We start from the raw sequence: 25541 nt of genomic DNA on the forward strand, positions 1-25541 counted from the left end.
TGGAGGTTGGTTGGCTTCACAAAGCTTCCTCAAGAATTTGCAGGATATGGCTTTCAGAGTCACGTACTACCCGGAATGCCACTCTGCGAGAGCGATCCGGATCTTCTATACCACTAGCATTGAGTACAGGCCGAGCAGAGGAATAGCCTACGGCCGCAACTTTTGCGCGGACTAGTACCGCTTGAGTCGGTGGTAGCAGCGAGTGGGCATACTGCATCACCGCTCTTGATCGCTGCTGTGACAGACGCAAATTATGAAAGTAACCTTCTTCTGGTTCAGATTGTTCACCCCACTCAGAGCTTGTGTGTCCCTCTATTTGGATTGCGGCAATAGAGTCCATATATGGAGTCAGGGCAGCAATATACCTGGGTACAAATGAGGACATAATCTCTCGGGCATTGTCACTCAGAGTGAAATCCCCCGCTTTAAACAGGGCATCACTATTATTAAATGAAATGGCGAGGGTTTGCTTATCCAGGGAGGCTCCCCAGTGATCCAGGTCGTTAGCAAACTCCTGTTGCAGGGTTTGGTAGATTGCAAGTTGAGTATCGCGATAAGACTCTGCAAGCTCTCGAATCTTAGCGCGTTCATCTATTAAGGAGCGCATTACGAAGACAGCAATACAGAGAAATACCATCATCAGGCCTGCCATCATATCGGATAGGCTGATCCACTGGCTCTCGCTGGATTCGCTGTTGGAGTGGGCACTCTCAAACATGCTCCTCTCCGACGACCTGCTTCACTTGACTGTCGATACGTTTCATTTGCTGGATTAACTGGCGGAAATCCCTTGAGAACTCACCACTCAGGGTGCCTAGCGCATCACCCATCGCAGCCATTACACTCTCGACTTCGCTATGTAAGCGTTGATCCAGTAGCTCATACTGACGTTTGATGCTTACGTCTGCATTGGTCAAATCACGAGTGATCACCTGGGATAACTCAGTAATCATCTGTTGGTGAGTCTTGGCGATAAGTTGTGCGAGTTCAACCATTGATTCACGATGGCTGTTTGCAGTCTCTTGTATAATGTTGGAAAAATGTTTTGGGTCGATACTAGTAAGGACATCGGCGAGAGCAACGACCTTATTCGTCCTCTGCTCAAAAACCTTAGCCTGGGTTTCACTCAGGGAGATTAGGTGTTGAACTTGAGTGCCTAACTGCTGATTCGCTTTTTCTATTCCTTGGGTAATAGACTCAAACTTAGGTGCGATATCTGGAATAGATTGCTGCAGTACTTCAATGGATGCCTGCTGTTCATTAAGCATGACAGAGATTTGCTCGGAGTGAGTGCGCTGCTGTTCAACCAGCGAAGGAATAACGTTAAAGATCTCCGGTAATTCAGTAATACGTTGGTGCAGCTGCAAAAGGTTCTCTTGTGCACCGTTAATCTCAATCAGTAGGGATGTGGTTTGCTCACGGTAGATCGCAGCAAGCTCGGCGTGTTGCTCATGCTGATCGATTAATGCTTGCAGGGCAGGGGATACAGCCTCCAGCTGTTGAGTAAACTGCTGCAGATTATCACCCATTTGTGCGTTCAGTCCCTGATTAAACTTCTCCACAACTGAAGTTAGTGACTGTAAAACCTCTTCGCTAATACTGTGTTGAAACTTTGTCAAATCCTGTCGCTGGTCATTGATCGCTTGTAAAATATCATCTGCAGTGGCTCTGGCTGGCTGATCTTTGCTAAATATTTGGAAAATAGTGCGCAAGACCAGCGACAGGAAAAGGCCTAAGATACTTGTCATAAAGGCGGTTTCCAGACCTTGCATAAGTTCTGAAATCGAGGTGTCGATATCAGCAAGGTCAAAACCATAGATACCAAGAATAATACCGATAAAGGTGCCCAGAATACCAAGAGCGGTCAGTAGAGATGGAGTTTCTTTTACGAAGCGTGGAAACTTGCCAAATGGGTAAAGGATCAAGGCTATAGTGCCAAGGGCAAGCATAACTATAAGAAAGGTGTCTGTTACCTGCTCAGGAGATAACTTAGTCAACCAGTGGTAGAAAAACTGGGTCATTATTGATCCTTTACAACTTTCTGCATTGTTATTTCGTGATAAAAGGGCCCGTTGGGTATTCTCCCTGTGCCCTGACTTAGAACTTTCATTTGTGGTAGAGCTTTCACTACATCGGTAATAGTGCGGAACTTTGTCTGCTTATTTCCAGCTGGTTGGATATAGGTTCCAACAAGGCCTGATGGCTGAATCTCGAAAACACCACAATTAACTGGAAGTTGCTCTTGCTTGAACAACAGAAAATGCATCACACCGTTATTGCTGAGATACTGATATAGCGTATGTGTGATTAACTGAATTTGTTCAGTGGAAAAGAAATTCAGGAGATCCCAGAGCAAAATACAATCCAGGTTTTCAGGTAGGGTGGCCTGTCGTAATGCCGCCTGTACCGCGCTATTAAAGGATACCTTGCGGCTACATTGCCAGAGAATTGCGGAATAGAGATCTGAAATAAACAGTTCACCCACCTCACGCTGGAGGTGCTGCATATTCCTTCCGGCTTTCTTCCCTACGTCCAGAGCTTTACTGACGGGAGAGCGCTTGGTGTGCATTAATGCTTGATCAAGAGCTGTCAAAGGGAGTTCGGTAAGGCTTGTTTGTCTAAAGGCGGAGATTGCTGCTGAGGTTCCCCCCGCACGTACAGCGTTTTGTGACTTTACATTACCGTATTCAAACATCAGCTCGATAAGATCTTTACGCATGCCTTTTCTATGCAGGAGAGAGGAGCGCAGAGAAAAGTTACCCATGGTTTTCATCAGGTTGAGCGACGAGTATCGATATGAGGGTAATGGCTCCGGCAGTGCTAGGGGCTCTGAGTTAAAAGTGAAGCCGGACAAACGCTTAAAGTCAGCGGGTGCTTTAGGCATTGTGCCGGTGTACAGCATAGTATGGAAGATGGTGCCAGCTTTTAAGTGAGGTCGGATTTCCTCAATTAATTGTGCAATAAGCTCGGGTTCCATAAAGTTGAAAAGGTCCCAGCAGAGCACGACATCAAGTTTTATCCGTTGCGGCTTTCTAGTCAGGTGTTTAGTTAACCTTGTGGTTCGTGTCTGCTGGTCAAATGAGTGGATCTCAAGCAGCAGGCTACGTAAATCCTCAATAAATGTCTGGCAGGATAGTTCCAAAAAGGTTTGTGTAGTGCCAAATGAGAGACACCCTAAATCCAATACTTTACCACCTGGTTGAATCACCTCGTCCACCAAGGCGGCAATACCAAACGAATGATGCTGCAACATACTTTCACACCAAAAGCTAGAGCCCCGGCAATAGCCGGGGCTCGTATGGAGGATCAACTGAGGAAGTTAACTCAGCTCTCCTCTGTTTCCTCTTCAGTTTCCTTGGTACCGAACAGATAGTCGCTGGTATCGGATAGACGGGATGAATCACTCGCGGTTGAGCTGCTAGAAGTGTAGGAGGAATTGTTCTGGGAACGATTTGCAGGCTTATCTTCAGTTGCCGGCAGGTCTGGGTGCACCAATCGGTCTGAGAATTCCTTGTGACGTTCTTTCATTTCGGAGTCGGTATCTACCATATCCATAGAGCCGCGGAACTTACCACCGTCGTCGAGTTTGATCCGAGGGGCAATCAGGTTGCCATTTACCTGAGCAGTATTTCGGATTTCAATTAATTCATCGGCAAGTGCGTCGCCATCCAGTGTGCCTTCAACAACAATATTTTTCGCGTGGATATTTGCAGTCACTGCGCCGCCGGTACCAACAGAAAGGTTGTGGCCAACCATAATTACAGTACCGTCTACAGTGCCTTCTACATGTAGATCTTCGGTGCCGATCAACTCACCGCGAAAATTGATACCCTCACCAAGCACTGATTTGGCGCCTGAATTCGAGAGAGATGATTGCTGCTCACCAGCGCTCATGCCTGCTAGAAAAGGTGTGGAGTCATTGCTTTTGTCAGTGCTCATCTAAATAAATCTCTTCGTTGTGGAAAAAGTCAGCTATTAAATCTCTTGTAGCCAGGCCCTCGGCTGAAGTCTTATCCGTAGGCCAGCTAATACATTGAGTCGAAAAATCACGAAAGCTCAATGTGAGAACAGTGATCTCGCGATGGCAGGAGATACATGTTCATTTTTTCGCAGAAACCTGGATATCATTACGCAAATATTTTCTACTACTAGAGCTCTCTTTTTCTCCTCTCCATGCTCTTGGTATTGGAGCACTTGGCTGAATGCTAACTTCATTCAGCAAGAGGATTTACGTAGTTATGGTTTCATCCGTATATTCATCTCTGGTAGATTTTTTATACCATCCCTTAACAGCTTCAACTTTTTCACAGGTGGCTTGTGCCAAGCCAGAAATTAATTTAGGTCGGTGTGGGCATTTGCCAACAGAGAGCACACCGAGAAATTTACAAAACTTAACCCGCAACCTTTAACTGTATAAAAATAGTCCTACTACCTAATTCTAGTGACGATAAATTTCTGGGATTTCTCACCATAACGTCACATTCTTACTTTTACATTAAGGTGTAATTTGTAAGTAAATATTTACTTCTTGTTGTGGAGGGCACACTGCTTATTGTCTGCTGATGGGTATTGAGTCTTATCTGGCACATATCAATAAAGATTGGATTGTTACTACCATACAGCGCGAAAGCCACCGTAAAACGGATCGGCAATCAATCAAGCTGACCTCGACTTGAATGGGCTGAATTTAGCACGGATTCCACGTTAAAAGTGTGACATAGAGCACCTTTTTGTTCGCCTTGACCTAGAGGAAGTTACATTGGTGCTTCGAATGCAGCAGTGTCAGTACCACATACTACTAAGGGGTGGGTTGCTTGGTAGGTAATATGAAATGTGGAACAATTCCTCATGCATAAGGGGTTGAAAAAAGAAGAACTTAAAAGTCTAAACCACAAAATATGGGTAGTGTCTATGCGAAAATGGGGGAAACCTATATGAAAGTTTCTGGAAATAGAAATTCCAGCAAGGAAGCACTTTCTGATCGATAACTTTTTACTCGCCCGTTGGGTGAAAAGTACATAAAATCCAGTCTCGTTTTTGGGTTGTTAAATAATGATCGGTTTGGAAAAAGGGTATTCTTTAATTAATGACATTCTTCCGAAAAGCCAGCTTGAGGTTCTTCAAAATGAGTTTGAAGATTTAAAGCTTGCTAGGGGAACTGGAGGCATACGCAATGTAGAGAAAAAGTATAGCTCTATAGCGGCCTTGGCTACATCGGACTTGATTGTAAATTTAGCGCAGAAATACTTAATTCAGCGTCCTCGATTGGTAAGGAGTATCCTGTTTGATAAGCATGAGAAGTGTAACTGGCTTGTCACTTGGCATCAGGATAAGACTGTAGCGGTCTCTTCAAAATTTACTAAGTCTGGATGGGGCCCTTGGAGTGTTAAGGATGGAGCTCACCATGTGCAGCCTCCTCTACATGTTCTTGAACAAATGATTACGATCCGTATTCATCTGGATGATACTGATGCCAGTAATGGCTGCTTGAAGCTTATTCCTGGCAGTCATCAATATGGGATTTTTCAGCAAGATGAAATATATAAATATGTTAAACTGCATAATCCGATTGCTTGTGAGGTAAAATCCGGTTCTGCATTAATTATGTATCCTCATATTCTTCACGCCTCAGATAGAGCTTTATGTCCTAAGCGCCGCAGAGTGATACACTTGGAATATAGTTGCTATGAGCTGCCAGCTGGGATTACTTGGGCATAGTGCAACTAGATTCAATTTTCAATAATGATGTACGAGTTGACACCCATTACACTACCTTGCTATCAATTAAGATGTTCGTGTTGCATGTTACCATTGTAATTAAGGTCAGAAAGCCGCGCGACGATACCTATCGGAGCGCAGTCCGCTGCTTTTACTCTCTTCTTGAAGATTGGGAAAAAAATAAGTCAACACTTAAAAATATAATTATTTACATGATGGTCGATTTTCTTGAGGGTTGGCTGGTGACCATGTTTTCCTATAAAAATCGATAATTTTTATAAATATTTTGACTAATTTAAGAGCGCTTTAAGTAGTGGCAATTGCTGATGGCTGCTTATCAATTTGTTACTTACTTGTTTCTTGTTGTGTTTTTTTCGTTTTGGAGTTGGTCTTTGTTTATTTGAAAATTTAAGATTTATTTTTTTATTGATTTCTCTGTTTGGTGGCATTTTGGCTGTTAAAATCATGCGCGGTCAGATAAGGGGTTGATTTATTTGATTGGATAGGAGGTTTTACCTTCTAAATATAAGAATGATCATGTTGAAAATGGTGAAAAATGAATAATCAAATAATAAGGTTTTTAGCTCATTGGGTGATTCTTTTTGGAGCTTTTCAAGCAAAGGCGTTTGAGCCTAAATCAGATTTATCGGTGAACTTGGAGCGTGTCCGCTATTGTCATAATTTTTGGTGCACCCGGCAGGATACTCAAACTGAGTATCTTGCTTGGGAGCAAGAAGGTGTCAGTAATACTCATCAGCTATACACTCAGATTGCAAGGTTGAGGCAGCCAGCGCGAGAAGATGTGCGGAACTTGGTATTTATTGCAGCAGGACAACAGCCTCCGGGATACGGTTCTGAAAGTGCAGTAACAGGGCAGGGGGATAACTACAAAAGAAACTGTGGTATCTCAGAAAAATCCTGTTCCCGAAACATAGATGGCCGCTCCCTTGCCCGGCAGGTTCTAGATTCAGAGCATTTTCCAGAAGATGATACCTTCTTTGCCGTAGCTTTTGATGCACAATTTAACTATTTGGTGAGTAGTGGTGAGAAATCTCGTATAGAAAGTGCCTACCTTAATTGGTTAAAGTCCAAAGCTTATGCTTCCAATCTTGAAAGCATCTACTTGGCGGGGTCATCCAGAGGTGGTTGTTTAGCAATGCGCTTGGCAAAGGCTCTGCGTAATGATCCGGACTTTCGTAACATTCGAACCATTGTTCATAGTTTTGATGGAGTCTGTAAATGGGATCAGAATGAAATGGGAGTAACTTCTTCTTTTTTCCGTAACCCGGAAAACTCAACTTATTTGAGCTACTATACTGATCTCAATGCTCAGTTCCCCTATAAAGACAATTTATATATCCGTCAACTGGCAGGCGGTGATGAAGTTATTGAATTTACAGGGGTGCACTCTTTTGTCTATACAGCAGAAGATATCAATCTAGGTTGGTATGCTCAAAGTTGGGTCAATTTGGACCATATTACTATCGATCGAGATATGTACCCAGAAGTTAGAGATCAGACCGTGGTACCATTTTTAAAGCATTTGGAAGAAGTTTTTTAATCCGTTTCGTTGATTTCAATTGATCTAAAATCCATTATTTGTATGTTTAATTGATTGGGTTTGAGGGTTGCTGTTAAGCAGCCCTCTTTACCTAACTGGAGTTTTATTTTGTAGAAGCCTAATAAGTAGGTGATTAGCTGTATTTATGCAGAGTAGCTGGTCAGTTGGTTGAGCCAATAAATGATAGTGTAGAATTCATTTTAATATAGCCAGCCTGTTCTGAAGGAAATTCCTACATATACAAATAGAACGGAGAGAAGTGTTACTGGAATTATATGATAAGCGAGAGCCTTCAGGTTTCTGGTGGACAGGTTCGGAATAATCCTGAGCCTTGCGTCAATAGCAAGGAGGAATGTAAGGCCCAATATGATTAGCTTATATGAAATAAGCCTCGAAACCGGATTTGAGAAGTTAAACCACTGGGATATATCGGGTAAGAGGCTAAAGGCTAGATAGATACCGGAAAGAATCTGTATAAGAAGCGCAGGAATACCAATTTTCTCATAGCTGCTTTCGAACCTTGAGATAAATTCTATATCCTGACTTCTTACGGCTGAAGGGAGGATTGTGCATGCGAGCACCAGATGCCCTCCAGTCCAAACAGTTGCACCTAGCAAATGCAAAAACAATACTACCTCGTACATTTCTATCCCATTGTTTGATCCTTTTAAGCACTATATCTATATATGATATTGGTGCCCACCAATTTCTCGGGTCGGTATGATGAATATTATTGATGTATTGTTAGCGGAATTATTTCATGCAAAAACGAGATGAAAGTTGATGTAAGTCAAGATGATAAGTTGGGTTATGTAGTAAGAGTCTACTAACTAATAATGCCGAGATGTCATGTACTTTATGCATTAGTCTTTCAATAATTTCCCATTCGTTACTCCATTATATAACTACCGTTACCTATGAAACCTGGATAGCCGCAGATGACGGCACCTTCGGTGACTGGAGGCAGTGCGAGGCCGGCGAACTGAACTGACTACTGATTTAACTGGGTATGTTAAAAGATTTCTGCATACCCAGGTTAACAGGCAGTTATACTGTAAGGCTGTCGGTCTTTGGTCAATCTTAAGACCGATGCCTTTGCTAACTGCAACAATACTCTACTTTATTCTTGACTCCTGAGAGTCCGAATAAAAAGCAACACTTAAAAGCTTGTTTGTTTCCATTCATTTACAGCATTCAGGGAAAATTTCTGTCCAGTGTCACTGCTGTTGCACTTATAAATTTGAAGTTGTTCTCCATTGTCGGCACTTGCCCCTGGTGTATCAATGCAGTATTGCCAGTCTTTGTCGCGATTTTGAATAATCCCGTTTTCCTGTACCTGCCATTTTTCTGAGTTTCCACCATCGCAATCCCAGAGGTGCATTTTGTCACCATTGTCGGCAGAGCCTGAGTTGTAATCGGCACAGTATTTATTGTTGCCTTTAGGTCTTAATTGCCCCTCAGCGGTGTAGACAAACTGTTGTTCGTTGCTAGAGTTGCAGTTGGCCAAAGTCAGGTTGGAGCCATTGCCATAGCCTTGAGAAACATTCATACAGAGATTTGGGTTTTGAATGGACTGGATGCGAAAATATCCAGGTAGGCTTCTTCGCACACCGACAAAGGGTATGGCTTGGCTGGTATAGCTCGGCGTGTCATTGACGGTATTTGGATCCATGCCAATAGCGGTAGCGCCGTGTGCAACCGCGATATAGGAATAGCCAAAATCTGTATTGCTGAAATCGCCAGAGCTGCTCCACAAATGCATCAATTGTTTACTGTTCGCCGCTTCATTGGCTGTTATTTGGTAATGATCGCCGGCTTTTACATTACCGCAAAATATCTTCTGGGAGCTGCTGGAATCCATGGAGTCTATATTGCCAGAAAACTCTTCAGGATCGGCAGTATCTACATCAGGGCAGAGGAAGGCATGTAGAGGGTAGTTATCCAGCGCCGATTCCATACGACCATTGACATTACCCGATTGCCCCCCAGTGAAAATTACCAGAACTTTTTTACCATTAGTGAAAAGCTCGCTGATAGTAGGCCAGCCGATACTCTTTAATGTGCTGCGATAATTCGTTGAAGTTGAGCTTTGTTTAAGGTGATTGACCATATCCTGGTAGCTGAACTGAAGACCCCCCAACTCTTGTTTGATATATTGATCCAGCAGATAAATTTCATCCGCATACCATGCTGCAAACCAATTGCTATTCGGCTTCATGTCAATATACAGCATCAGTGGGGCATCAAGCTCATTGTTGGCAAGCCATGCCTTAATGTCGTCCAGGCAGTTTTCCAGACGATCATCTCCGCCGTTACTTTTACACATATGATTGCCGATATCACTCTGACCATGGGCGACATAGGGGCCGTGGCTGCTGCCTTGCCATGGGCCGTGATCAACTACATCCAGCTCCAGGGAGCGGAAGCCCTTATCCAGCCAGTCAGTTAGTGTTTCCCCACTGGCTAAGCGCTCATAACTATTGTGGGGTTGCAGGTAGTAAATCTGATCAATGCGATGGCTGGATTGTACTGGGTCTGCTACGGCCAGTATTGTGCTAGCAAAAGCTGTAGAGCTTAACAGTGTCGTAGCTGACAAAATAAGTTTGCTGAAGAAGGGCTTCGACATTGGGGTGTCCGCTTATGTTGAATGTTTTTTATTGCTATGGAAAGAGGTAGTTAAAGTTGGATTATATGAACAACTTGTGAAGAACATATGACGCCGGGAAGCTGTAAAGAATATATCTGAACTTTTACTGAGTTCCTCACAATTTCCGGCTTTTTAAGCGTATTTTTAATGAAAGCTAGAGTTTCTTCCCCAGCCTCTTTTCCACTTGCTTTTTTTCCCACTCGGGCCCAAATAAGCTGAATACCTCAAATACACTCATGCCGTGAGATATTAAACCTATGCCCCAGCCAAGTGCGGCCCATAGCACCCAAAAGTAACCTGGCGATGTAATCAGGTTCAGTATGAACAAACCAATTATCACCAGTACATAGGTGATTACGTGGGAATAGAATGCCTTAATGTCGCGAACGTGTTCTATAACCCGCTTTTCTCTGTCGGATATATCCTGCTCTGTATTCACTTCGCTCTCCTGTAGTTCTGATAAGTCGATTTCAAAAACAGCAGCTAAAGCTTTCCGTGATTCAAGGCTAGGGTTTTGCCCTCGCTCTATTCTCTGGATAGTCCTGATGTTGAGCCCGCTTATTCTGGCCAGTTGCTCTTGGGACCACCCGCGTTGAAGCCTTAGTTTTCTGATGATCATACAGCTCCTTTAAATTGGCTTTTGGAGATATTTATAGTGAATTTCGCAGCTGTCGGGAACTGACATCTAGGTGACTTCCTTACGACATTATCTTTATTATCAATGAGTTAGGGTCTGGCTATGCTGTCAGTTGATAGCGGTAACCCCAACTAAAACACTCTTTTTCCCCAGGCGGTGTGAGCGTTCCATTGTAGCTCGATACCTTATCAAATATCTGCGTGACAAGTTATTTAACTACCAAACCAGCTGGAAATATGAATGAGTTATCCTAACTGGAAAAAAATTTATGGTGACCTCTTGCGGTAACTAGGCCTGCCAATAGATATGGGTAATGAGAATTGGGTTTATCAGAGAATGACTATCTCGACAGCCGCTGGAAGTGGTATGCGCTTGTTCTTAGCGATCGGTAAAGTGGCATAAGGGCGCTTGGTTTTAACAAGTGCCCTTATGAACAACATAACGGGTCTAGAGAGTGCTATCCGGCTGATTTTCCGGACGTGCGTCGATAAACGCCGGTAGTTCATTACAGGCTTCGGCGATTTTCTGGATTTTCGGATAGTTATTCATTTCCATACCGAAGCGCTCGGCGCTATAGATTTGTGGTAATAGGCAGCATTCAAAGAGTCCAGGTTTATCGCCAGCTGCGAAGGGCTTGGGGTCTAGCTCTTGTTCCAGTGCTGAGAAACCCAAGTGAATCCAGTGCTGAATCCACTGTATTTTTTGCTCGTCACTAATCTTAAATTCAGCCTGCAGATACTTGAGGATTCGCAGATTCTGTACAGGCTGAATATCACTGGAAATAGTGTGAGCCAGTGCGCGAATGTGGGCGCGGTTTTCGCGCCCCTTTGGTAAGAGGGGCGGTTGCGGATAAGCTTCATCCAGCCACTCCAGTATGGCCATAGACTGGGTAAGGCTAAAGTCGTTCTCGTTAAGTGTGGGCACTAACCCCTGCGGGTTGAGGCTTTGGTAGCTATCACTCAGCTGCTCACCTTTTAACAGGTTCACTGGGTGGTAGTTATACTCGAGTTCTTTCAGGTTCAGGCCTATACGAACCCGGTAACTCGCTGAGGAGCGGAAATATCCGTAAAGATCCATTCTCTTTCCTTTCTTTCGTTGTTATTGCTTTGGCAACATAAATTGCCGGTTTTAAGAACACTTTTCAGTCGTGTCTCGAGTCACTCGTTTTTCCATGAATTAACATAGTCTGCCAGCTCTATCGCATGGGCGTCAGGCAGTATGTCCCACGGTGTGCGGCTATCGATCATTACCGCGACTTCGTCGGTTTCTTTCCTTGCACGCTTGGCGCCAACGGCGAAAGCTTTAGGGTGGGGTCCATGGGTAAATCCCATGGGATGCAAGGTAAGCATCCCCGGATGAATATTATCGCGGCTGAAAAAGTTGCCGCGATGGTAAAAAATCAATTCGTCATAATCATCGTTATTGTGGAAAAACGGTACCTTGAGTGCACCCGGATCGCTTTCCAGCGGGCGGGGTACAAAGGTAGCCACCACAAAACCGGGCCCAACAAAGGTAGTGTGTGCAGAGGGTGGTAGATGATAGCGGTGGCTCATAAGTGGGCGTAAATCCCGCCAATTAATTCGTACCACAAGGTTATCGCCGGTCCAGCCCCTGGCGTCCAATGGGTTAAAGGGGTAAATAATCGTAGAGAGCTGCTGGCGGGCTTTTACGATCACGCGCCATTCAGTGTCTCCCTGCTGGGCTTTAAAACCATCATCAATTTTGGGGACATCGAGAATCGCCTGATCAAAGATCGCGTTCGGGCCAAGAACGCCCCTATCTGGCAACTGGAAGTGGCCGCCAGTTGCCTCGATCATTAACAATTCCAGAGGTTCATCCAGGGTGGGAGCCAGACGCCACATGGTGCCTCGCGGCAGCACAATGTAGTCTCCATCACGAATGCTCAGGTGGCCAAAATCGCAGTAAAGGTCTCCGCTGCCATTATGTATGAAGAGCAGCAGGTCTCCATCGGCATTACGCACCAAGTGGTCCATTGGGTCACTACAGGTCCACAGGCCTACGAGGCTGTTGTTGTTGCGTAGAATTGGCTTTTGATCCCAGGGGCTACTGCCTTTGTGGACCAATTGAGTGGCATCAAAAGCATGAGGACGCAGTGGTCCCTCAAATTTGCTCCAGCCGGTCGGGGGATGGCTGTGGTAGAAATGGGTGCAGGGGCCAAAGAAACCTTCCTTGCCCATCTCCCTTTCAAAAGTATTGGCTGGAAAGTCTGCATGGGCTTGGCGGCTGGTTTCACCTTCAATGCGGGGAAAGCGTATCCACTTGTTCATGGGCGGCCTCGCTTATGCTGGGCAGGGCGCTTATCGGCAGGTGGAAAGTTGATCGTTTCTGCAACAGTGTCGCGCATATTTCTTGCGTTTAACCGGCATTGGGTTAACAAAGATGGCGCAAAAAACCCTATACTGTGCGACCAATTTTGTCCGGTGCTCCAAGTAATCCCAGCGCAATATTTGCGTGTACAGTGGTTACAATTGAAACCAATGTTAGTTAAATTGAGCATCTGGTACAACCCGGATTCCCAGACAGGCAGGTGTGAGAGCAGCCATGATTGATAACCAAAATACGCCGGAAACGGCGGTAAAGCAGGATGAGTTGCGCCTGGAAAAATTCTTGCCATACCGCCTGTCAGTACTCTCAAACCGTGTGAGTAACGCCATTTCACAAGCCTATGGTGCACGCTTCCATCTCACCATCCCCGCGTGGCGGGTGATGGCCATCCTCGGGCGTTTTCCTGACCTCTCTGCTGCAGAGTTGGTAGAGCAAACGGCCATGGACAAAGTGGCAATCAGCCGGGCTGTTTCCTCGCTGCTAAAGAACGATTACATCACCCGCAGCGAAGATCCTGCAGACCGCCGGCGTCAGGTGTTGAACTTGTCTGAGTTGGGGCGGGAAGTCTACGCGCGCATAGTGCCGCTTGCGCAGCAATACGAAAATGATTTGATCGCCTCCCTTTCCAGTGAGGAGAGGGAGCAACTGGATGGCATTATCGAAAAACTGTTGGTTCGCGCTAAAGAGTGGTCCGAGCGCGGCTTGATCGATGAATAAATAGGATAAATAAAGGAGTTTTCAGATGTTTGAGCATTTAAGCAGCCTCCCGCCAGATCCCATCCTGGGTCTATTGGCCAGTTATCGTGCGGATGAAAACCCCAGCAAAATCGACCTTGGGGTAGGGGTCTACAAGGATGAGGCCGGCCACACCGCGGTTTTGCAGGCGGTAAAGGAAGCGGAGACTCGCTTGTTACAAAGTGAGGAAACCAAAGCCTATATCGGCCCAGCCGGTACACCAGGCTTCAATTCGGTGATGCAGGAGTTGGTACTAGGCGCCGGACATCCCGCCCTGGTAGGTGGCCGCGTACGCTCTGCCCAAACGCCCGGTGGTTGCGGCGCCCTGCGTGCTTTGGCGGAGTTGATCAACCGCGCCAAGGAAGGAGCTACCGTATGGGTGAGCGACCCCACTTGGGCGAACCACGTGCCGCTGTTGGGGAATGCTGGCCTGAATATCAAGAGCTACCCCTACTACGATCGCGCCACCAGCAGCTTGCAGTTCGACAAAATGGTGGAGACACTGAAGAACGTGGGCGAAGGCGATGTGGTCCTGTTCCATGCCTGTTGCCACAATCCCTGTGGCGCGGACCTGTCCCGTGAGCAGTGGAAAGTATTGGCGGAAATGGCCCAGAAACAGGGTTTCACTCCGTTTATTGATATGGCATACCAGGGTTTCGGTGAAAGCCTGGAAGACGACGCCTACGGCTTGCGCCTGATGGCGGAATCTGTACCTGAAATGCTGGTAGCTGCTTCCTGCTCCAAAAACTTCGGCCTTTACCGTGAGCGCGTTGGCCTGGCCATGGTGATCTATGCCAATGGTGAGAGTGCCGATAAAGGCCACAGCCAGATGCTGAGTGCAATTCGCGGGAACTATTCCATGCCACCTTCCCACGGTGCTGCGGTTGTGGAATCTATCCTTACAGATGCAGGCCTGAAAGCGAACTGGGAAGCGGAGCTTACCGAGATGCGTGAGCGCATCAACGGGCTGCGCGCAGGTTTGGTAGAAGGTCTGGCGGCTGCCGGAGCCGCAGGCGATTTCGGTTTTATCCGCCAGCAGAAAGGCATGTTCTCCTTCCTGGGCATTAGTCCAGAGCAGGTGCAACAGCTGCAAAAGGACTATTCCATCTATATGGTGGACTCCAGCCGCATCAGTATTGCCGGCTTGAGCTCCAACAATATGGAATACTTCTGCAAGGCGGTTGCCAGCGTGCTGTAAATTCGGCACATTTGGGGGTGAGCGTACTGCTCATCCCTTAAGATTTATCTAAAGAAGTAAGAGTGAAAGATGGAAGTTGAGCTAGGAGCCCCAGTGTCTGAATCCCCCACCCAAATCTGGACCCCTCAGAGCTGGCGAAACTTCACCGCACACCAACAGCCCAAATATACCTCCACCGATGATGTTACCCAGGTAGCCAAACAGCTTGCTGGCCATCCGCCTCTGGTATTTGCAGCCGAAGCGCGCGAGCTACGCCGTCAGTTGGCCCAGGTAGCGGAAGGAAAGGCGTTTTTGTTACAGGGCGGCGACTGTGCTGAATCTTTTGCTGACTTCAACGCAAACCGCATACGCGATACTTTTAAAGTATTACTGCAAATGGCGGTGGTACTCACTTTCGCCGGTAATCTACCGGTAGTAAAAGTGGCACGGATGGCAGGTCAATATGCCAAGCCGCGCTCCGCAGATACTGAAACTGTGAATGGTATTGAGCTGCCCAGTTATCGTGGCGATATCATCAATGGTATCGACTTTACTGCGGAAGCTCGCCAGCCTGATCCCCAGCGCATGGTTACCGCCTATAACCAATCCGCGGCTACCCTCAACCTGCTGCGCGCTTTCGCCCAGGGCGGCCTGGCTGATCTGCACCAGGTACACGGCTGGAATTTGAGCTTCCTCAAGAACAATCCCCAGCGCGATAAATACGCGCAGTTGGCGGAGCGTTTACAGGAAGCCCTGGAATTTATGGCGGTATGTGGTGTTACTTCTGACAATACCCCCGCAATTCGTGAGACCGTGCTTTATACCTCGCATGAAGCACTGCTACTGGAGTACGAGCAGGCTTTGACCCGTACCGACAGCCTCACCGGCAAATGGTATGACTGTTCTGCGCATATGCTGTGGATTGGTGAGCGTACTCGCCAGCTGGATGGAGCCCATGTAGAGTTCCTGTCAGGAGTGTGCAACCCCATTGGTGTAAAAGTCGGTCCAGGCATGCAGCCGGATGAGCTGCTGCGTTTGATCGACAAGCTCAATCCTGAGAATGAAGCTGGCCGCCTCACGTTAATTACCCGTATGGGCGCAGACACCCTGGGAGATAAGCTTCCAGAACTTGTACGTGCAGTACAAAGGGAGGGCCGTTCTGTGGTCTGGAGTACAGACCCTATGCACGGTAACACCGTAAAAGCCGGCAATGGTTACAAAACCCGAGACTTCGATAAAATCCTGCGTGAAATTCGGGACTTTTTCTCAGTACATTGGGCTGAGGGCAGTCACCCCGGCGGTATTCATTTGGAAATGACCGGTGAACATGTAACTGAATGCACCGGCGGCGCATGGAAAATTTCCGAAGCAGACCTTGCCAGCTGTTATCGCACACAGTGTGATCCCCGCTTAAATGCTGATCAGGTATTGGAGCTGGCTTTCTGTGTGGCCGAATGGCTGCGCGCAGGGCGAATCGCTTAACAGCTTGGCTAAAAAGCAAATATAAAACCCCTTATTCAGGCTTTGGGCTTGGCTAAGGGGTTTTCTCTTCTTGTTCAAAAAGTCTTTTAATTCAATAGATGGGGAGTTGTAAGAGGCTTTGTAATAATAATCTTGATGACTGTTTACCCAGTTGAACCATTAGTATTAACGGGCTCTTCAAAAGCTTATTCAGTTGTTAATCGTGTGGGCTATTCCGGTAATTGGGGCTCTAATAGTCCTATACTTTTCTAGTACAATAGAGAGCGCTCAAAACTATAAAACCAGTGATGTAGCTCCAGCCAAGACTTATACCCCATTAATGGTGCCGTAGAAACAGGGGGCGGCGACTAAAATCGTGCAACATATCTTTGGCAAAGAGCAGTATGCTTATCGGCAAGAAGCGCAGGCGGAATTGTCCAGATCCTGCTTCGGTCGCCCGTGTACTGGGCATTGTGTTTAATTGGTAAGCCGGGTAACTATGAAGATTGATTTCTGGTTCGAATTTGGAAGCACATATTCTTACCCCGTAGCTATGAAGATTGAAAAAATGGTGACCGAGCAAGGTGGGCACTTGGAGTGGAAGCCTTTTTTACTCGGGCCTATATTCAGCAATCAAGGCTGGCATGATTCTCCTTTCAATATTTATCCTGAGAAAGGCAAATATATGTGGAGAGATCTAGAGAGAATATGTGAAACTGATGGCCTGAACTATAAAAAGCCAACCAGTTTTCCTCGCAACGGGTTAAAAGCTGCAAAAATAGCTTGCTTATTTTCTGGTGAAAAGTGGGTGCCTGAATTTATCCGTTCTGTATACGCTGCTAATTTTGAGCTTGATCTTGACATCTCACTTGAAGAAACCTTGAAAAAATGCTTGCCTTTTTCAGATGAAGAGTCATTTACAAAAATTAAACGTGCAAATACTCCATTGGCAAAGCAAATGCTAAAAGAAAACACAGATCAAGCGAAGAAAAAAGGTATTTTTGGAGCTCCAACGTTTATGGTTGGAGATGAAATGTTTTGGGGTGGCGACAGGTTGCATGCTGCTATACAGTGGGCAAAAAACAACCAGTAAATGCTTAGTATCCTTGTTCCGTTATGTAAAGTATGGCCAGCTGTACTTTCTATATCAAACTCTATTATATATTCGGAAATAACTCTGGCTCTCCTACAGTTATCCAAATTTCGGACTTTGCTTCATTTGTGCCAGTGCCAATGGCAGAGGAATATGGCATACAGCCGGAGTAAAATGTCTGAATAAATGCTATAATTAAGTAACCGAGTAGAAATGGAAGTAAAGTTAAAGATTTATATAAATAAAATAGAGCTATCTATTGGCTCTAAAGTTATCTCTGAATCTCCAACGGAGCCGTTCACAACACAAAGACTTTTGGTTGGAAACTTTGATACAGCGTGGAGATGCATCATTAGTGCCGAGAAAAAGTTATCTATAAAAGGGCTCTTTAAGCGAAAACCGAAGGTAATTGTAGAGCCTAAAGAGATGGTTGAAGGCGGCATTTCACAAGTGGAAGAGCGTATATTTCAAGAGTTAGCATTGGCTCTGAACCCAAAAAGCGTGGAAGTACAAGTCTAGTGCTCCGGTTGTAACAAAGGAAAGCAGGGTACACAGCTCTCTCGGAACTCGGCAAGATAGTCTACACAGCACATATTGTATGTTGAACGCTTGCATTGAGCATTAATGCACTAAGAATTAAGTATGCAATCAGCAACTAAAGGTATATTCTTTATACTGGCTTTGTCCTTTTTTTGTTTGGCATAATAGATCTCGTAGAGCAATTAAAAGCAGGCGAGGAAATTAGATGGCGAGCGCCAATAATTTTCTTAGGTTTTGGGCTGGAATATCATTTTTTTTCTCATTCTCTGACAGGTTCACTACTGATATTACTACTTGTGTAAAAGGATATCCTGCGAATGTTCATTGGAGGACTCTGTCGATGATGAAAGCAGTGGCTAAATAATGTACCAAATAGTGAACAGGCGAATAAGGCCAGGTAAATAGTGCTACGAACCAGCTACAACAAATGCGTATTTTATGAGTACCCAAATTACTGAATCAGGTATGAGAAGAGTTATTTTAATATTGTCAATTTTAACTATTTCTGGATGTGCAACGTCCATGAATGTATTTGAAAAAAACGTTAGAGCTAATGAACTTCAAGTTCAGGCAGAAGAAGCAAGAGTAATCAATGATTATTCTGGAGCTGCAGAATTGGAAAATAGGGCGGAAGAATTACGAAAAAACGATTCCGTTAATAAAGAAGATATTATTTCAGGTGTTTTGTCCAAGGTTTTTAGCCGAATTTTTGATAAAAAACCAAAAAGTGAATATCAAGGATGGCAATAGCGACCGACTATTGGCAACAAAGCTTAGTTTTACGCTCAGCAAGCTGGGCCGAATAGGCTATAAATTTTGCAGTGTGAGGTTTGCTGTAAATGACGTCGTTACACTTTTTAGGTGAATATGAAACACTTTTTAGTTGTGGTATTTATAATTTTCGCTAATTTTACTATGGCTGAGGGTATGCTTGGCATTCCAGAGTCGTTCTTAGGTAAGTGGGGTGGTAGCAAAGATTCTTGTTCTGCACAGTTTCCACTCGATGTGCTTAGTATTGAAGAAAAGCGGATCATATTTTGGGAGTCTTCTGGAAAGCCCAAATTAATTATGTTTGAGAATGATGAACTAGAATTAACATTGCACATGGTGGGTGAGGGGGAAGAATGGTTGTCAGAAGAAGTATATTACCTGGATGCCAGCTCTCAGGTCCTCACCCGCAGAACAAAAAATGGAATGTTCCAATACCACAAATGTACTAGTTAGGCATAATAAGTGCATCGAGGAAGACCACTATAGCAACGCTCTGTCGGTGTATCCAGAAGAAAATATGGATTAAGCACCATTTAGTGCTACTTACACGAGCGCCAGCTGTCAGAGTGCCAAAATGAGATTTATATTGTGTTTCTTACTTGGTGTGTTTTTAACTGGATGTATGCTTGTGATTCATACTGCAATGTGTATAGATGCCGAGATTCCGAGAAATAGTGAAAAATTCAAAGGGTACTATGAGGTGATTCTTGAATATCCAGGGCAGGAAATAATCACTAGAAAGATTGAATGTGAACGCTATTACGATAGCCAATGCAGCACCAGCGGCAACTCATGGGCATATAGAGAAGTAGGCCAAGAAAATAAGTTTTTTCGCAAAAAGTTACAATTAATACATTTGAGTATGGATTAATAGAGTTTAGCTTGCCTAGTTGCGATCGGTTTGTTACGGAAAAAAAATAAGCAACTACAAGAGCCTTAGTAAGGTGTCTGGAGAAACGTACTTCTTAAGATCATCAGATAAAGATAGGCACACGTATGTTACATTCAGTCTAGGCGAGGTACCGAAGAAAACTATTACTATAAATTATTCAGTCAAAGTGCGGTATGTAGGTCAAAAACAGCTAACAAGTCAATCAACTACATACCTGTCGGAGCCGGACGTATCAGCTATACGTGGCAGTCATAGAGATTTTATGTGCTAGCAAGAAGATAGAAATGGCCATAGAGATAGAAAGAAAATTTCTAGTTGATCATCGAATTGTTTCCGATTTGACCGGTGGAGTACGTATCTCTCAGGGGTATGTTAATACCGCTGATAAAACTGTAGTACGAGCCAGAGTCAAAGATGATGTAGCGTACCTGACCTTAAAAGGTGAGCTCAGAGGGATGACTTGTTCGGAGTTTGAGTATGAAATTCCGATGGAAGATACTAGGTGTATCATCGATGAGTTATGTCGAGGTAATACCATCTTTAAAACAAGATATGAGATTCAGCACGGCAAGCACTTGTGGGAGGTGGATGTATTTCATGGCAAGAATGAGGGCCTGATTATTGCAGAAGTGGAATTGTCCAGTGAGGCTGAAGTTGTGGATATTCCGGCCTGGGTAACTGAAGAGGTTACTGGGCAGGTTCAATACTTCAACTCTTCTTTGTTGAACGAGCCTTATTCGGAATGGACAGAAGATAAGAAGTTCCTGTAGTACCGTCTGCTTCACTGGCCGGGAAAATTGACGCGGCTGTGCCGTTAAAGACAATTCATCGCTATGGGTTGCATTATGTGTTCTCCACCCAATGAATAGGAATTAGAGTTTGAATATTAGAAAAGCCGAAATGAGTGATTTTCCTCGATTATTGGAACTTGAACAGTGTGTCATTGATGCGGAGAGACCATTTAACTCTTTATTGAAGAGGAAATCAGCATTCTACTACGATATTAAAAAACTAATTACATGTCCTGAATCCTATCTTTTGGTTGCTGAGGTTGATAGTGAAATTATTGGTACAGGTTATGCCCAAATCAGAGATTCAAAGCAATCATTAGAGCATAAACGGCATTCTTATCTTGGTTTTATGTATGTATCTCCTTACCACAGGAGAAAAGGCGTTAATGCGAAACTAATTAACAAACTAATTGATTGGAGCAAGGGGCGAGGTATTATCGATTTTTATCTAGATGTGTATTCTGAAAATGACCCAGCTATCAGGGCGTACGAAAAAGTTGGTTTCAAACCATCATTGCTGGAAATGAGGCTTAGTCTTGATGAAGAATGTACATAGCAAGCGCATGCTGCCAGACTGGTTTTTCATTGCTCTTTTAGCCAGTTATCAATGAAAACATAATTTTTAGAACCTTTCCAGCTTTAGGGAGTATGTATGGAAAGTTATATCTTATTCTTTATAATCGCTGTGGCAACAATTTTAAGCCCAGGTCCGGGTGTTATCCTGACACTCACGAATGCCATTCGTTACGGTACTTCAGGTGCGATAGGAGGCATTCTTGGAATCGCATTCGGTACCTTTATAGTTGCAGGCGTTTCGGCAACTGGCCTTGGTGTTATCTTAGCTACATCCGCAGTGGCCTTCAGTATTATGAAATATATTGGCGCTGCTTATTTAATCTATTTAGGCATAAAGTTATGGCGCTCGCCGACCAAACAAGTCGAAGCCAGCCTTGGAGGTACAAAAAACAGAAAGCTTCAGTTTGCTGAGGGCCTGACGCTACAGCTTACCAATCCAAAAGCTGTATTCTTTTTCATGTCGATATTCCCCCAGTTTGTTAATTACAATTCAAATTTTGTAGGTCAATTTTTCCTGCTAGTTGTAACCTATAGTGGCTTAGTTATTATAATTCATGCCTTATACGCACACCTTGCTAAGTCGGCACGTGGTTGGCTTTCTTCTGAAAAAGGGGGGCGTATGGTTAATCGGGTAGGTGGGGGTACATTTATGTGTTTTGGTGTTGGTCTTGCGTCAGCTAGCAAGTAAAAGCACAGTAAGGCAATTATCGTGAGACATTCAGATAAATGTAAATGTCAAATAAACCCTAATAGGTTTAAAGCAGGAGTATAGTTTCCAATAAAACCATGGGATGGTGTTTAATATGGCATGATACGGAATATTAATAAATAGTTAATCGAGACGTAATAAATAGTAAAAGTTTTATATGATCGCTATAGTAAAATTGGAAAATTTGCACCTGTCGATCCTTCTCTAAACAAAAAGTGTTGGAAGCCTGAGAGTAGAATGACCCCGGCAATTAATGCAGCTAAAAAAGCGAAAATTATCTTCAAAGTGTACGAATACACACATAACTCATCGAGTGAATCATACGGGTTAGAGGCTGCAGAAAAGCTGGGAGTGGTCGAAGCTAAGATTTTTAAAACATTAGTAGTTATTCTTGATAATAAAGAGCTAGCAGTAGGAATAGTACCTGTTTCATCAATGCTAAATATGAAACGCATAGCTAAAGCAGCTGGAGCAAAGAAAGCCACAATGGCTGCTAAATCTGACGTGGAGCGATCCACTGGCTATGTGCTAGGTGGCGTTAGCCCGCTAGGGCAAAAAAAGAGACTCAAAACTATTATTGACTCATCGGCTAAACATTACGCGACGGTTTATGTGAGTGCTGGCCGCAGAGGGCTTGAAATTGAGCTGGCACCTAATGATCTAGCAAGTCTTGTCAACGGGGTCTTCTCTAAAATATGTCAATAGATCCATTTATGACAATTACAGAAATAGGGCACGAAAAGGCGTTGCATTCACACTGCAAGTATTATATGTCTTCATAGCGTTAAGAGCATACATGAAACGGACCATATAGCTTGTTCTTTTTTCCTGTTTTTTGGTGCTAGAGCAGAGTCTGCGTGGGAGCATGACAAAATAATTTATGAATTAAAGCAGGTGAATAAGCTGATTGATATTGGCTTGATGCGAGAAATCAACCAGCGTCTAACTCCAGGTCATTTTGGATAGATTCAAACAAGAATTAATGTCCCTGAACACTGGAAAAATTCTGAGTTGGAGATGAAAGAAGGCACAATACAGTTTTCTGTTGGGAATAAGAGTTTCTATCCCGATGCTAGAAACGAAGGGCTTCTCAGTTTTGCCATTTGTAAAGGTGGTACAAAAACCGACCTTCACTACAGGGAATTTGGAACAAATATTCAATCAGCATATAACAAATGGTTAAATAGGAATGTCTACTATATCATAAGTCGCTAAACCAAGTGTTATATGAACCAAAGGAAGTAACCATGAGCGTAAATATCTAGGAAGTTGATGGAGTAAAAATCCAACTTAAGCATAGAGCCTCATGTCACTGCGGTTCTGTAGAAATAGAGCTGGACTTACCGGAGGGATTTGTAGAACTTCGCCGCTGTGATTGTTCTATGTGCCGTAGGAGAGGAGCGGTTGCTGCTTCCGTATCTTTAAATGGTATAAAAATCTTAAAAGGGGGAGCAGCATTTAAGACTTTATCAGTCTAATACAAGAATGGCGATGCATTACTTTTGTGAGAAATGTGGTATTTATACGCATCACCAGAGGCGTTCTAATCCGAGAGAGTTTGGATTCAACGTGGGGTGCTTGGAGGGTATAAATCCCTTAAAAGTAGAGGGTATTCCAACCTATGATGGTATCAATCACCCGGCGGATCTAGAGTAACCGATACAAAAAATACTGGTAATATATGGATTTAAAAAATTTTTTCTTTAGTCAAAATGAAGGTTGTTACTGAGGACTGAAAACTGAATTTATGTATCCAGGATCATAGTCGTTGAACAGATCATATTAAATAAGCCAATGATTTTCTCATGGAAGTCCTATATAGGGCTGCTTACTAATATTTGTTATAAATGTAATTGTATCGGTTGCTAGGTTATATTACCGGATTGCTCTTAAGGCGGTAGTTAGTCTGAACAGATAAGGATTATATATGGAAAAGCTGTCTCAAGAAGAGCTCAAGCAAATGTTTTGTCTTATCAGGCGATTTGCTAATACGGACTTAGATCAATTCGAACACTGGAAGTTTGATTCAGATAAGGGCAAAGTCTTCATTGAATTAGCTCTTGTCCCTAGAGGTTCAGAAGACGCCTATATAGAGGTAGACCATCTACTATGAAGCCCAATTGTGTTGGTGCTCTTAACAAGCTATTGAACAATGGCCTTTGGGTTAAATCAGGCTGTATTTAATGGATAATAAATATCAGTAGCGAATGTACCACCAATTCAGTTGAAAAAGTTAATGGCCCTATGATCAATGTCGAAGAGGTCATGCTAAGTTTACGTGTCAATTCCTTTTGGTATATACATGCTACTCGCTCCTCTACATCGGTAGTTTTGCTTCAATATGATCTCAAATAAGAGTTGAAGTATTTTTTATAAATAGGGTGACATGTGATTCTGATTAAGTATAAAGATGTTGTTTTCAGGGCAGTCAATACTGTTCAAATAAATTCTAAAATGCTGATATTGATCTTTGTGCAAGGACTAAAAAATATGGTGCAAAAAAATGGAACATGTGGTCGTATTTCTTGTCTAGAAGTGATCTATCTAATAGAGGGAGGAAAATGAAGTAACAATGATAGAAGCGCACGCTATCTGTACTGTTGTCTCAATTATATGGTATTTAGAATGGCTCCAGGATTGCCAATTGATAATAGCTGCTTAGGTATGGTAAAGGCTATTTAGATGGTTGAAAATCGGTTTGTACATAATAGCTGCGTCTCTGGATATTAGGCTACCAACTTTTTAATTTTTAGATATCTAGGTCACATCGATAAGGGTCAAAATGAAAAGAATAGTGTTGGTGTTTTTACTTTCTGTATGTGCAAATACATGTTTTTCTGATGAAGTACTAGAAATACCTGCAAATCCAGAAAAAGGTTTTAGGTATCCATATCTAATCAAAATACCTGAAACAGTTCCAGAGGATAAGAAGTTATACCTGATTGTTGAATCAAATAATACTGGAAAAGTTTCAGATGATTTCTCCATTCATTATGAGTCAGCAAAAAAGACAATTGTAGGTAATGCTGTTGGCCCCTGGCTTTCTAAAAAGTTATCCTATCCAATTTTGATGCCAGTTTTCCCTAGGCCCGAATCCCAATGGCAGGTTTATACCCATGCCCTTGATAGAGATTCTATGCAAGTAGAGTCACTGCCATATGAAAGATTGGATCTTCAACTTATAGCCATGATCGAAGATGCTAAGAGGGTCTTGGCAGAACGCTCTTTGGATCTTCAGCAGAAGATTATTCTAGCGGGGTTCTCTGCCTCCGGTACGTTTGCAAATCGGTTCTCGCTATTACATCCTGAAACTACTGAAATTGTTGTAGCAGGTGGTCTGAACGGCACATTAATGTTACCTATTGGATCTATGGGTGAGCACAACCTCAAATATCCATTGGGAATTAGCGATTTTAAGCAGGTAACAGGCAAAGAGTTTAATTTAAGTCAATGGCTTAAAATTAAGCAATTTTTGTTTATGGGTGAAAATGATACGAATGATGCCGTTGCATATGATGATGCATATTCAGAAGAAGAGAGAGTGATCATATACAAAACTACTGGAAAGGAAATCCAGCCCGAACGCTGGAATAATAGCCAGAGAATTTATTTAGAAAGTAAAGCTCGTGTAATCTTTCGCACCTTTGAAGGGGTGGGCCACGGTACTAATGGTGATGTGCATCGAGAGTTCCTGACTTTTGTGAAAAAGAATGCGCTACAAGCCTCTGGGCAGTAGTGCATGTTGGACTTATGACAATTTGGTAGCGCATAGATAAATTGTGTTGTAGTGCTTTTAATATAGTATTTAGTGCTATGTAAATAGGGCTTCATAATGCGGTTGTCGGCGCTATATAGTCTGTATTTCGATGGGGCTAAGTTGCTCTGAG

General features: G+C 43.8%; 26 protein-coding genes. 17 read left to right on the top strand and 9 right to left on the bottom strand.

The annotated features are described in order from the left end of the window. Window positions 1-16 precede the first annotated feature (16 nt). The 4 genes from ACJJI7_RS14840 to ACJJI7_RS14855 form a co-directional block, all read right to left on the bottom strand. Window positions 17-718: an OmpA/MotB family protein gene (locus ACJJI7_RS14840; RefSeq protein ID WP_444901847.1), complete on the bottom strand. Its 702-nt coding sequence runs from the start codon at window positions 716-718 to the stop codon at window positions 17-19. Further along, complete coding sequence (locus ACJJI7_RS14845) at window positions 711-2021, bottom strand: MotA/TolQ/ExbB proton channel family protein (protein ID WP_020414884.1); 1311 nt, start codon at window positions 2019-2021, stop codon at window positions 711-713. Before ACJJI7_RS14845 ends, ACJJI7_RS14840 begins: the two co-directional genes overlap by 8 nt. Then, window positions 2021-3253 (bottom strand): hypothetical protein, encoded by a 1233-nt coding sequence (locus tag ACJJI7_RS14850; protein WP_444901846.1) that lies wholly within the window; start codon window positions 3251-3253, stop codon window positions 2021-2023. Before ACJJI7_RS14850 ends, ACJJI7_RS14845 begins: the two co-directional genes overlap by 1 nt. Before the next feature lie 71 nt (window positions 3254-3324). Continuing rightward, window positions 3325-3939 carry a bactofilin family protein gene (locus tag ACJJI7_RS14855; protein WP_020414886.1) on the bottom strand — a complete coding sequence of 205 codons (615 nt, stop codon included), beginning with the start codon at window positions 3937-3939 and terminating at the stop codon, window positions 3325-3327. Between the two features lie 1113 nt (window positions 3940-5052). Between ACJJI7_RS14855 and ACJJI7_RS14860 the strand changes: the two genes are divergently transcribed. After that, window positions 5053-5718, top strand: a complete 666-nt coding sequence (locus ACJJI7_RS14860) for a phytanoyl-CoA dioxygenase family protein (protein ID WP_444901845.1) — start codon at window positions 5053-5055, stop codon at window positions 5716-5718. A gap of 556 nt (window positions 5719-6274) precedes the next feature. Beyond that, complete coding sequence (locus tag ACJJI7_RS14865; RefSeq protein WP_444901844.1) at window positions 6275-7279, top strand: hypothetical protein; 1005 nt, start codon at window positions 6275-6277, stop codon at window positions 7277-7279. 200 nt (window positions 7280-7479) lie between these two features. Here ACJJI7_RS14865 and ACJJI7_RS14870 read toward each other — a convergent pair whose 3' ends face one another. The 5 genes from ACJJI7_RS14870 to ACJJI7_RS14890 form a co-directional block, all read right to left on the bottom strand. Then, window positions 7480-7923 carry a CopD family protein gene (locus tag ACJJI7_RS14870; RefSeq protein ID WP_353375120.1) on the bottom strand — a complete coding sequence of 148 codons (444 nt, stop codon included), beginning with the start codon at window positions 7921-7923 and terminating at the stop codon, window positions 7480-7482. 515 nt (window positions 7924-8438) lie between these two features. Then, window positions 8439-9905 carry a ricin-type beta-trefoil lectin domain protein gene (locus ACJJI7_RS14875; RefSeq protein ID WP_444901843.1) on the bottom strand — a complete coding sequence of 489 codons (1467 nt, stop codon included), beginning with the start codon at window positions 9903-9905 and terminating at the stop codon, window positions 8439-8441. 175 nt (window positions 9906-10080) lie between these two features. Beyond that, window positions 10081-10545 (bottom strand): 2TM domain-containing protein, encoded by a 465-nt coding sequence (locus ACJJI7_RS14880; protein ID WP_020414893.1) that lies wholly within the window; start codon window positions 10543-10545, stop codon window positions 10081-10083. 465 nt (window positions 10546-11010) lie between these two features. Continuing rightward, window positions 11011-11640 carry a maleylacetoacetate isomerase gene (gene maiA, locus ACJJI7_RS14885; protein ID WP_282951009.1) on the bottom strand — a complete coding sequence of 210 codons (630 nt, stop codon included), beginning with the start codon at window positions 11638-11640 and terminating at the stop codon, window positions 11011-11013. An 80-nt stretch (window positions 11641-11720) separates the two neighbouring features. Further along, a complete protein-coding gene (locus ACJJI7_RS14890) occupies window positions 11721-12851 on the bottom strand; it encodes a homogentisate 1,2-dioxygenase (protein WP_282951008.1) in 1131 nt (376 codons plus the stop codon). A 274-nt stretch (window positions 12852-13125) separates the two neighbouring features. On the opposite strand from ACJJI7_RS14890, the gene ACJJI7_RS14895 reads away from it, so the two are divergent. The 15 genes from ACJJI7_RS14895 (at window position 13126) to ACJJI7_RS14965 (ending at window position 25390) form a co-directional block, all read left to right on the top strand. Beyond that, window positions 13126-13626 (top strand): MarR family winged helix-turn-helix transcriptional regulator, encoded by a 501-nt coding sequence (locus ACJJI7_RS14895; protein ID WP_020414896.1) that lies wholly within the window; start codon window positions 13126-13128, stop codon window positions 13624-13626. Between the two features lie 25 nt (window positions 13627-13651). Next, window positions 13652-14842 (top strand): amino acid aminotransferase, encoded by a 1191-nt coding sequence (locus ACJJI7_RS14900; protein WP_020414897.1) that lies wholly within the window; start codon window positions 13652-13654, stop codon window positions 14840-14842. A gap of 93 nt (window positions 14843-14935) precedes the next feature. Beyond that, complete coding sequence (locus ACJJI7_RS14905; RefSeq protein ID WP_026305277.1) at window positions 14936-16303, top strand: class II 3-deoxy-7-phosphoheptulonate synthase; 1368 nt, start codon at window positions 14936-14938, stop codon at window positions 16301-16303. A 478-nt stretch (window positions 16304-16781) separates the two neighbouring features. After that, window positions 16782-17375 carry a 2-hydroxychromene-2-carboxylate isomerase gene (locus tag ACJJI7_RS14910; protein WP_353375124.1) on the top strand — a complete coding sequence of 198 codons (594 nt, stop codon included), beginning with the start codon at window positions 16782-16784 and terminating at the stop codon, window positions 17373-17375. A 213-nt stretch (window positions 17376-17588) separates the two neighbouring features. Further along, a complete protein-coding gene (locus ACJJI7_RS14915) occupies window positions 17589-17894 on the top strand; it encodes a hypothetical protein (RefSeq protein WP_353375125.1) in 306 nt (101 codons plus the stop codon). Window positions 17895-18353: 459 nt separating this feature from the next. Next, on the top strand, window positions 18354-18665 hold the full coding sequence (locus tag ACJJI7_RS14920) for a hypothetical protein (RefSeq protein WP_444901842.1): 312 nt from the start codon (window positions 18354-18356) through the stop codon (window positions 18663-18665). Between the two features lie 117 nt (window positions 18666-18782). Beyond that, window positions 18783-19139 carry a hypothetical protein gene (locus ACJJI7_RS14925; protein ID WP_020414903.1) on the top strand — a complete coding sequence of 119 codons (357 nt, stop codon included), beginning with the start codon at window positions 18783-18785 and terminating at the stop codon, window positions 19137-19139. A 121-nt stretch (window positions 19140-19260) separates the two neighbouring features. Beyond that, window positions 19261-19557: a hypothetical protein gene (locus tag ACJJI7_RS14930; protein WP_444901841.1), complete on the top strand. Its 297-nt coding sequence runs from the start codon at window positions 19261-19263 to the stop codon at window positions 19555-19557. Between the two features lie 305 nt (window positions 19558-19862). After that, complete coding sequence (locus ACJJI7_RS14935; protein WP_444901840.1) at window positions 19863-20348, top strand: CYTH domain-containing protein; 486 nt, start codon at window positions 19863-19865, stop codon at window positions 20346-20348. 109 nt (window positions 20349-20457) lie between these two features. Then, complete coding sequence (locus ACJJI7_RS14940; protein WP_026305278.1) at window positions 20458-20925, top strand: GNAT family N-acetyltransferase; 468 nt, start codon at window positions 20458-20460, stop codon at window positions 20923-20925. A gap of 96 nt (window positions 20926-21021) precedes the next feature. Then, window positions 21022-21633: a LysE family translocator gene (locus ACJJI7_RS14945; RefSeq protein ID WP_444901839.1), complete on the top strand. Its 612-nt coding sequence runs from the start codon at window positions 21022-21024 to the stop codon at window positions 21631-21633. Window positions 21634-21891: 258 nt separating this feature from the next. Then, complete coding sequence (ybaK, locus tag ACJJI7_RS14950; protein WP_444901838.1) at window positions 21892-22359, top strand: Cys-tRNA(Pro) deacylase; 468 nt, start codon at window positions 21892-21894, stop codon at window positions 22357-22359. Window positions 22360-22988: 629 nt separating this feature from the next. Next, window positions 22989-23132 carry a GFA family protein gene (locus ACJJI7_RS14955; protein WP_475717139.1) on the top strand — a complete coding sequence of 48 codons (144 nt, stop codon included), beginning with the start codon at window positions 22989-22991 and terminating at the stop codon, window positions 23130-23132. Window positions 23133-23581: 449 nt separating this feature from the next. Beyond that, window positions 23582-23767 carry a hypothetical protein gene (locus tag ACJJI7_RS14960; RefSeq protein ID WP_282951000.1) on the top strand — a complete coding sequence of 62 codons (186 nt, stop codon included), beginning with the start codon at window positions 23582-23584 and terminating at the stop codon, window positions 23765-23767. Between the two features lie 669 nt (window positions 23768-24436). Beyond that, window positions 24437-25390 carry a hypothetical protein gene (locus tag ACJJI7_RS14965; RefSeq protein WP_282950999.1) on the top strand — a complete coding sequence of 318 codons (954 nt, stop codon included), beginning with the start codon at window positions 24437-24439 and terminating at the stop codon, window positions 25388-25390. Window positions 25391-25541 lie beyond the last annotated feature (151 nt).

This window comes from Microbulbifer variabilis (genome assembly GCF_056232115.1).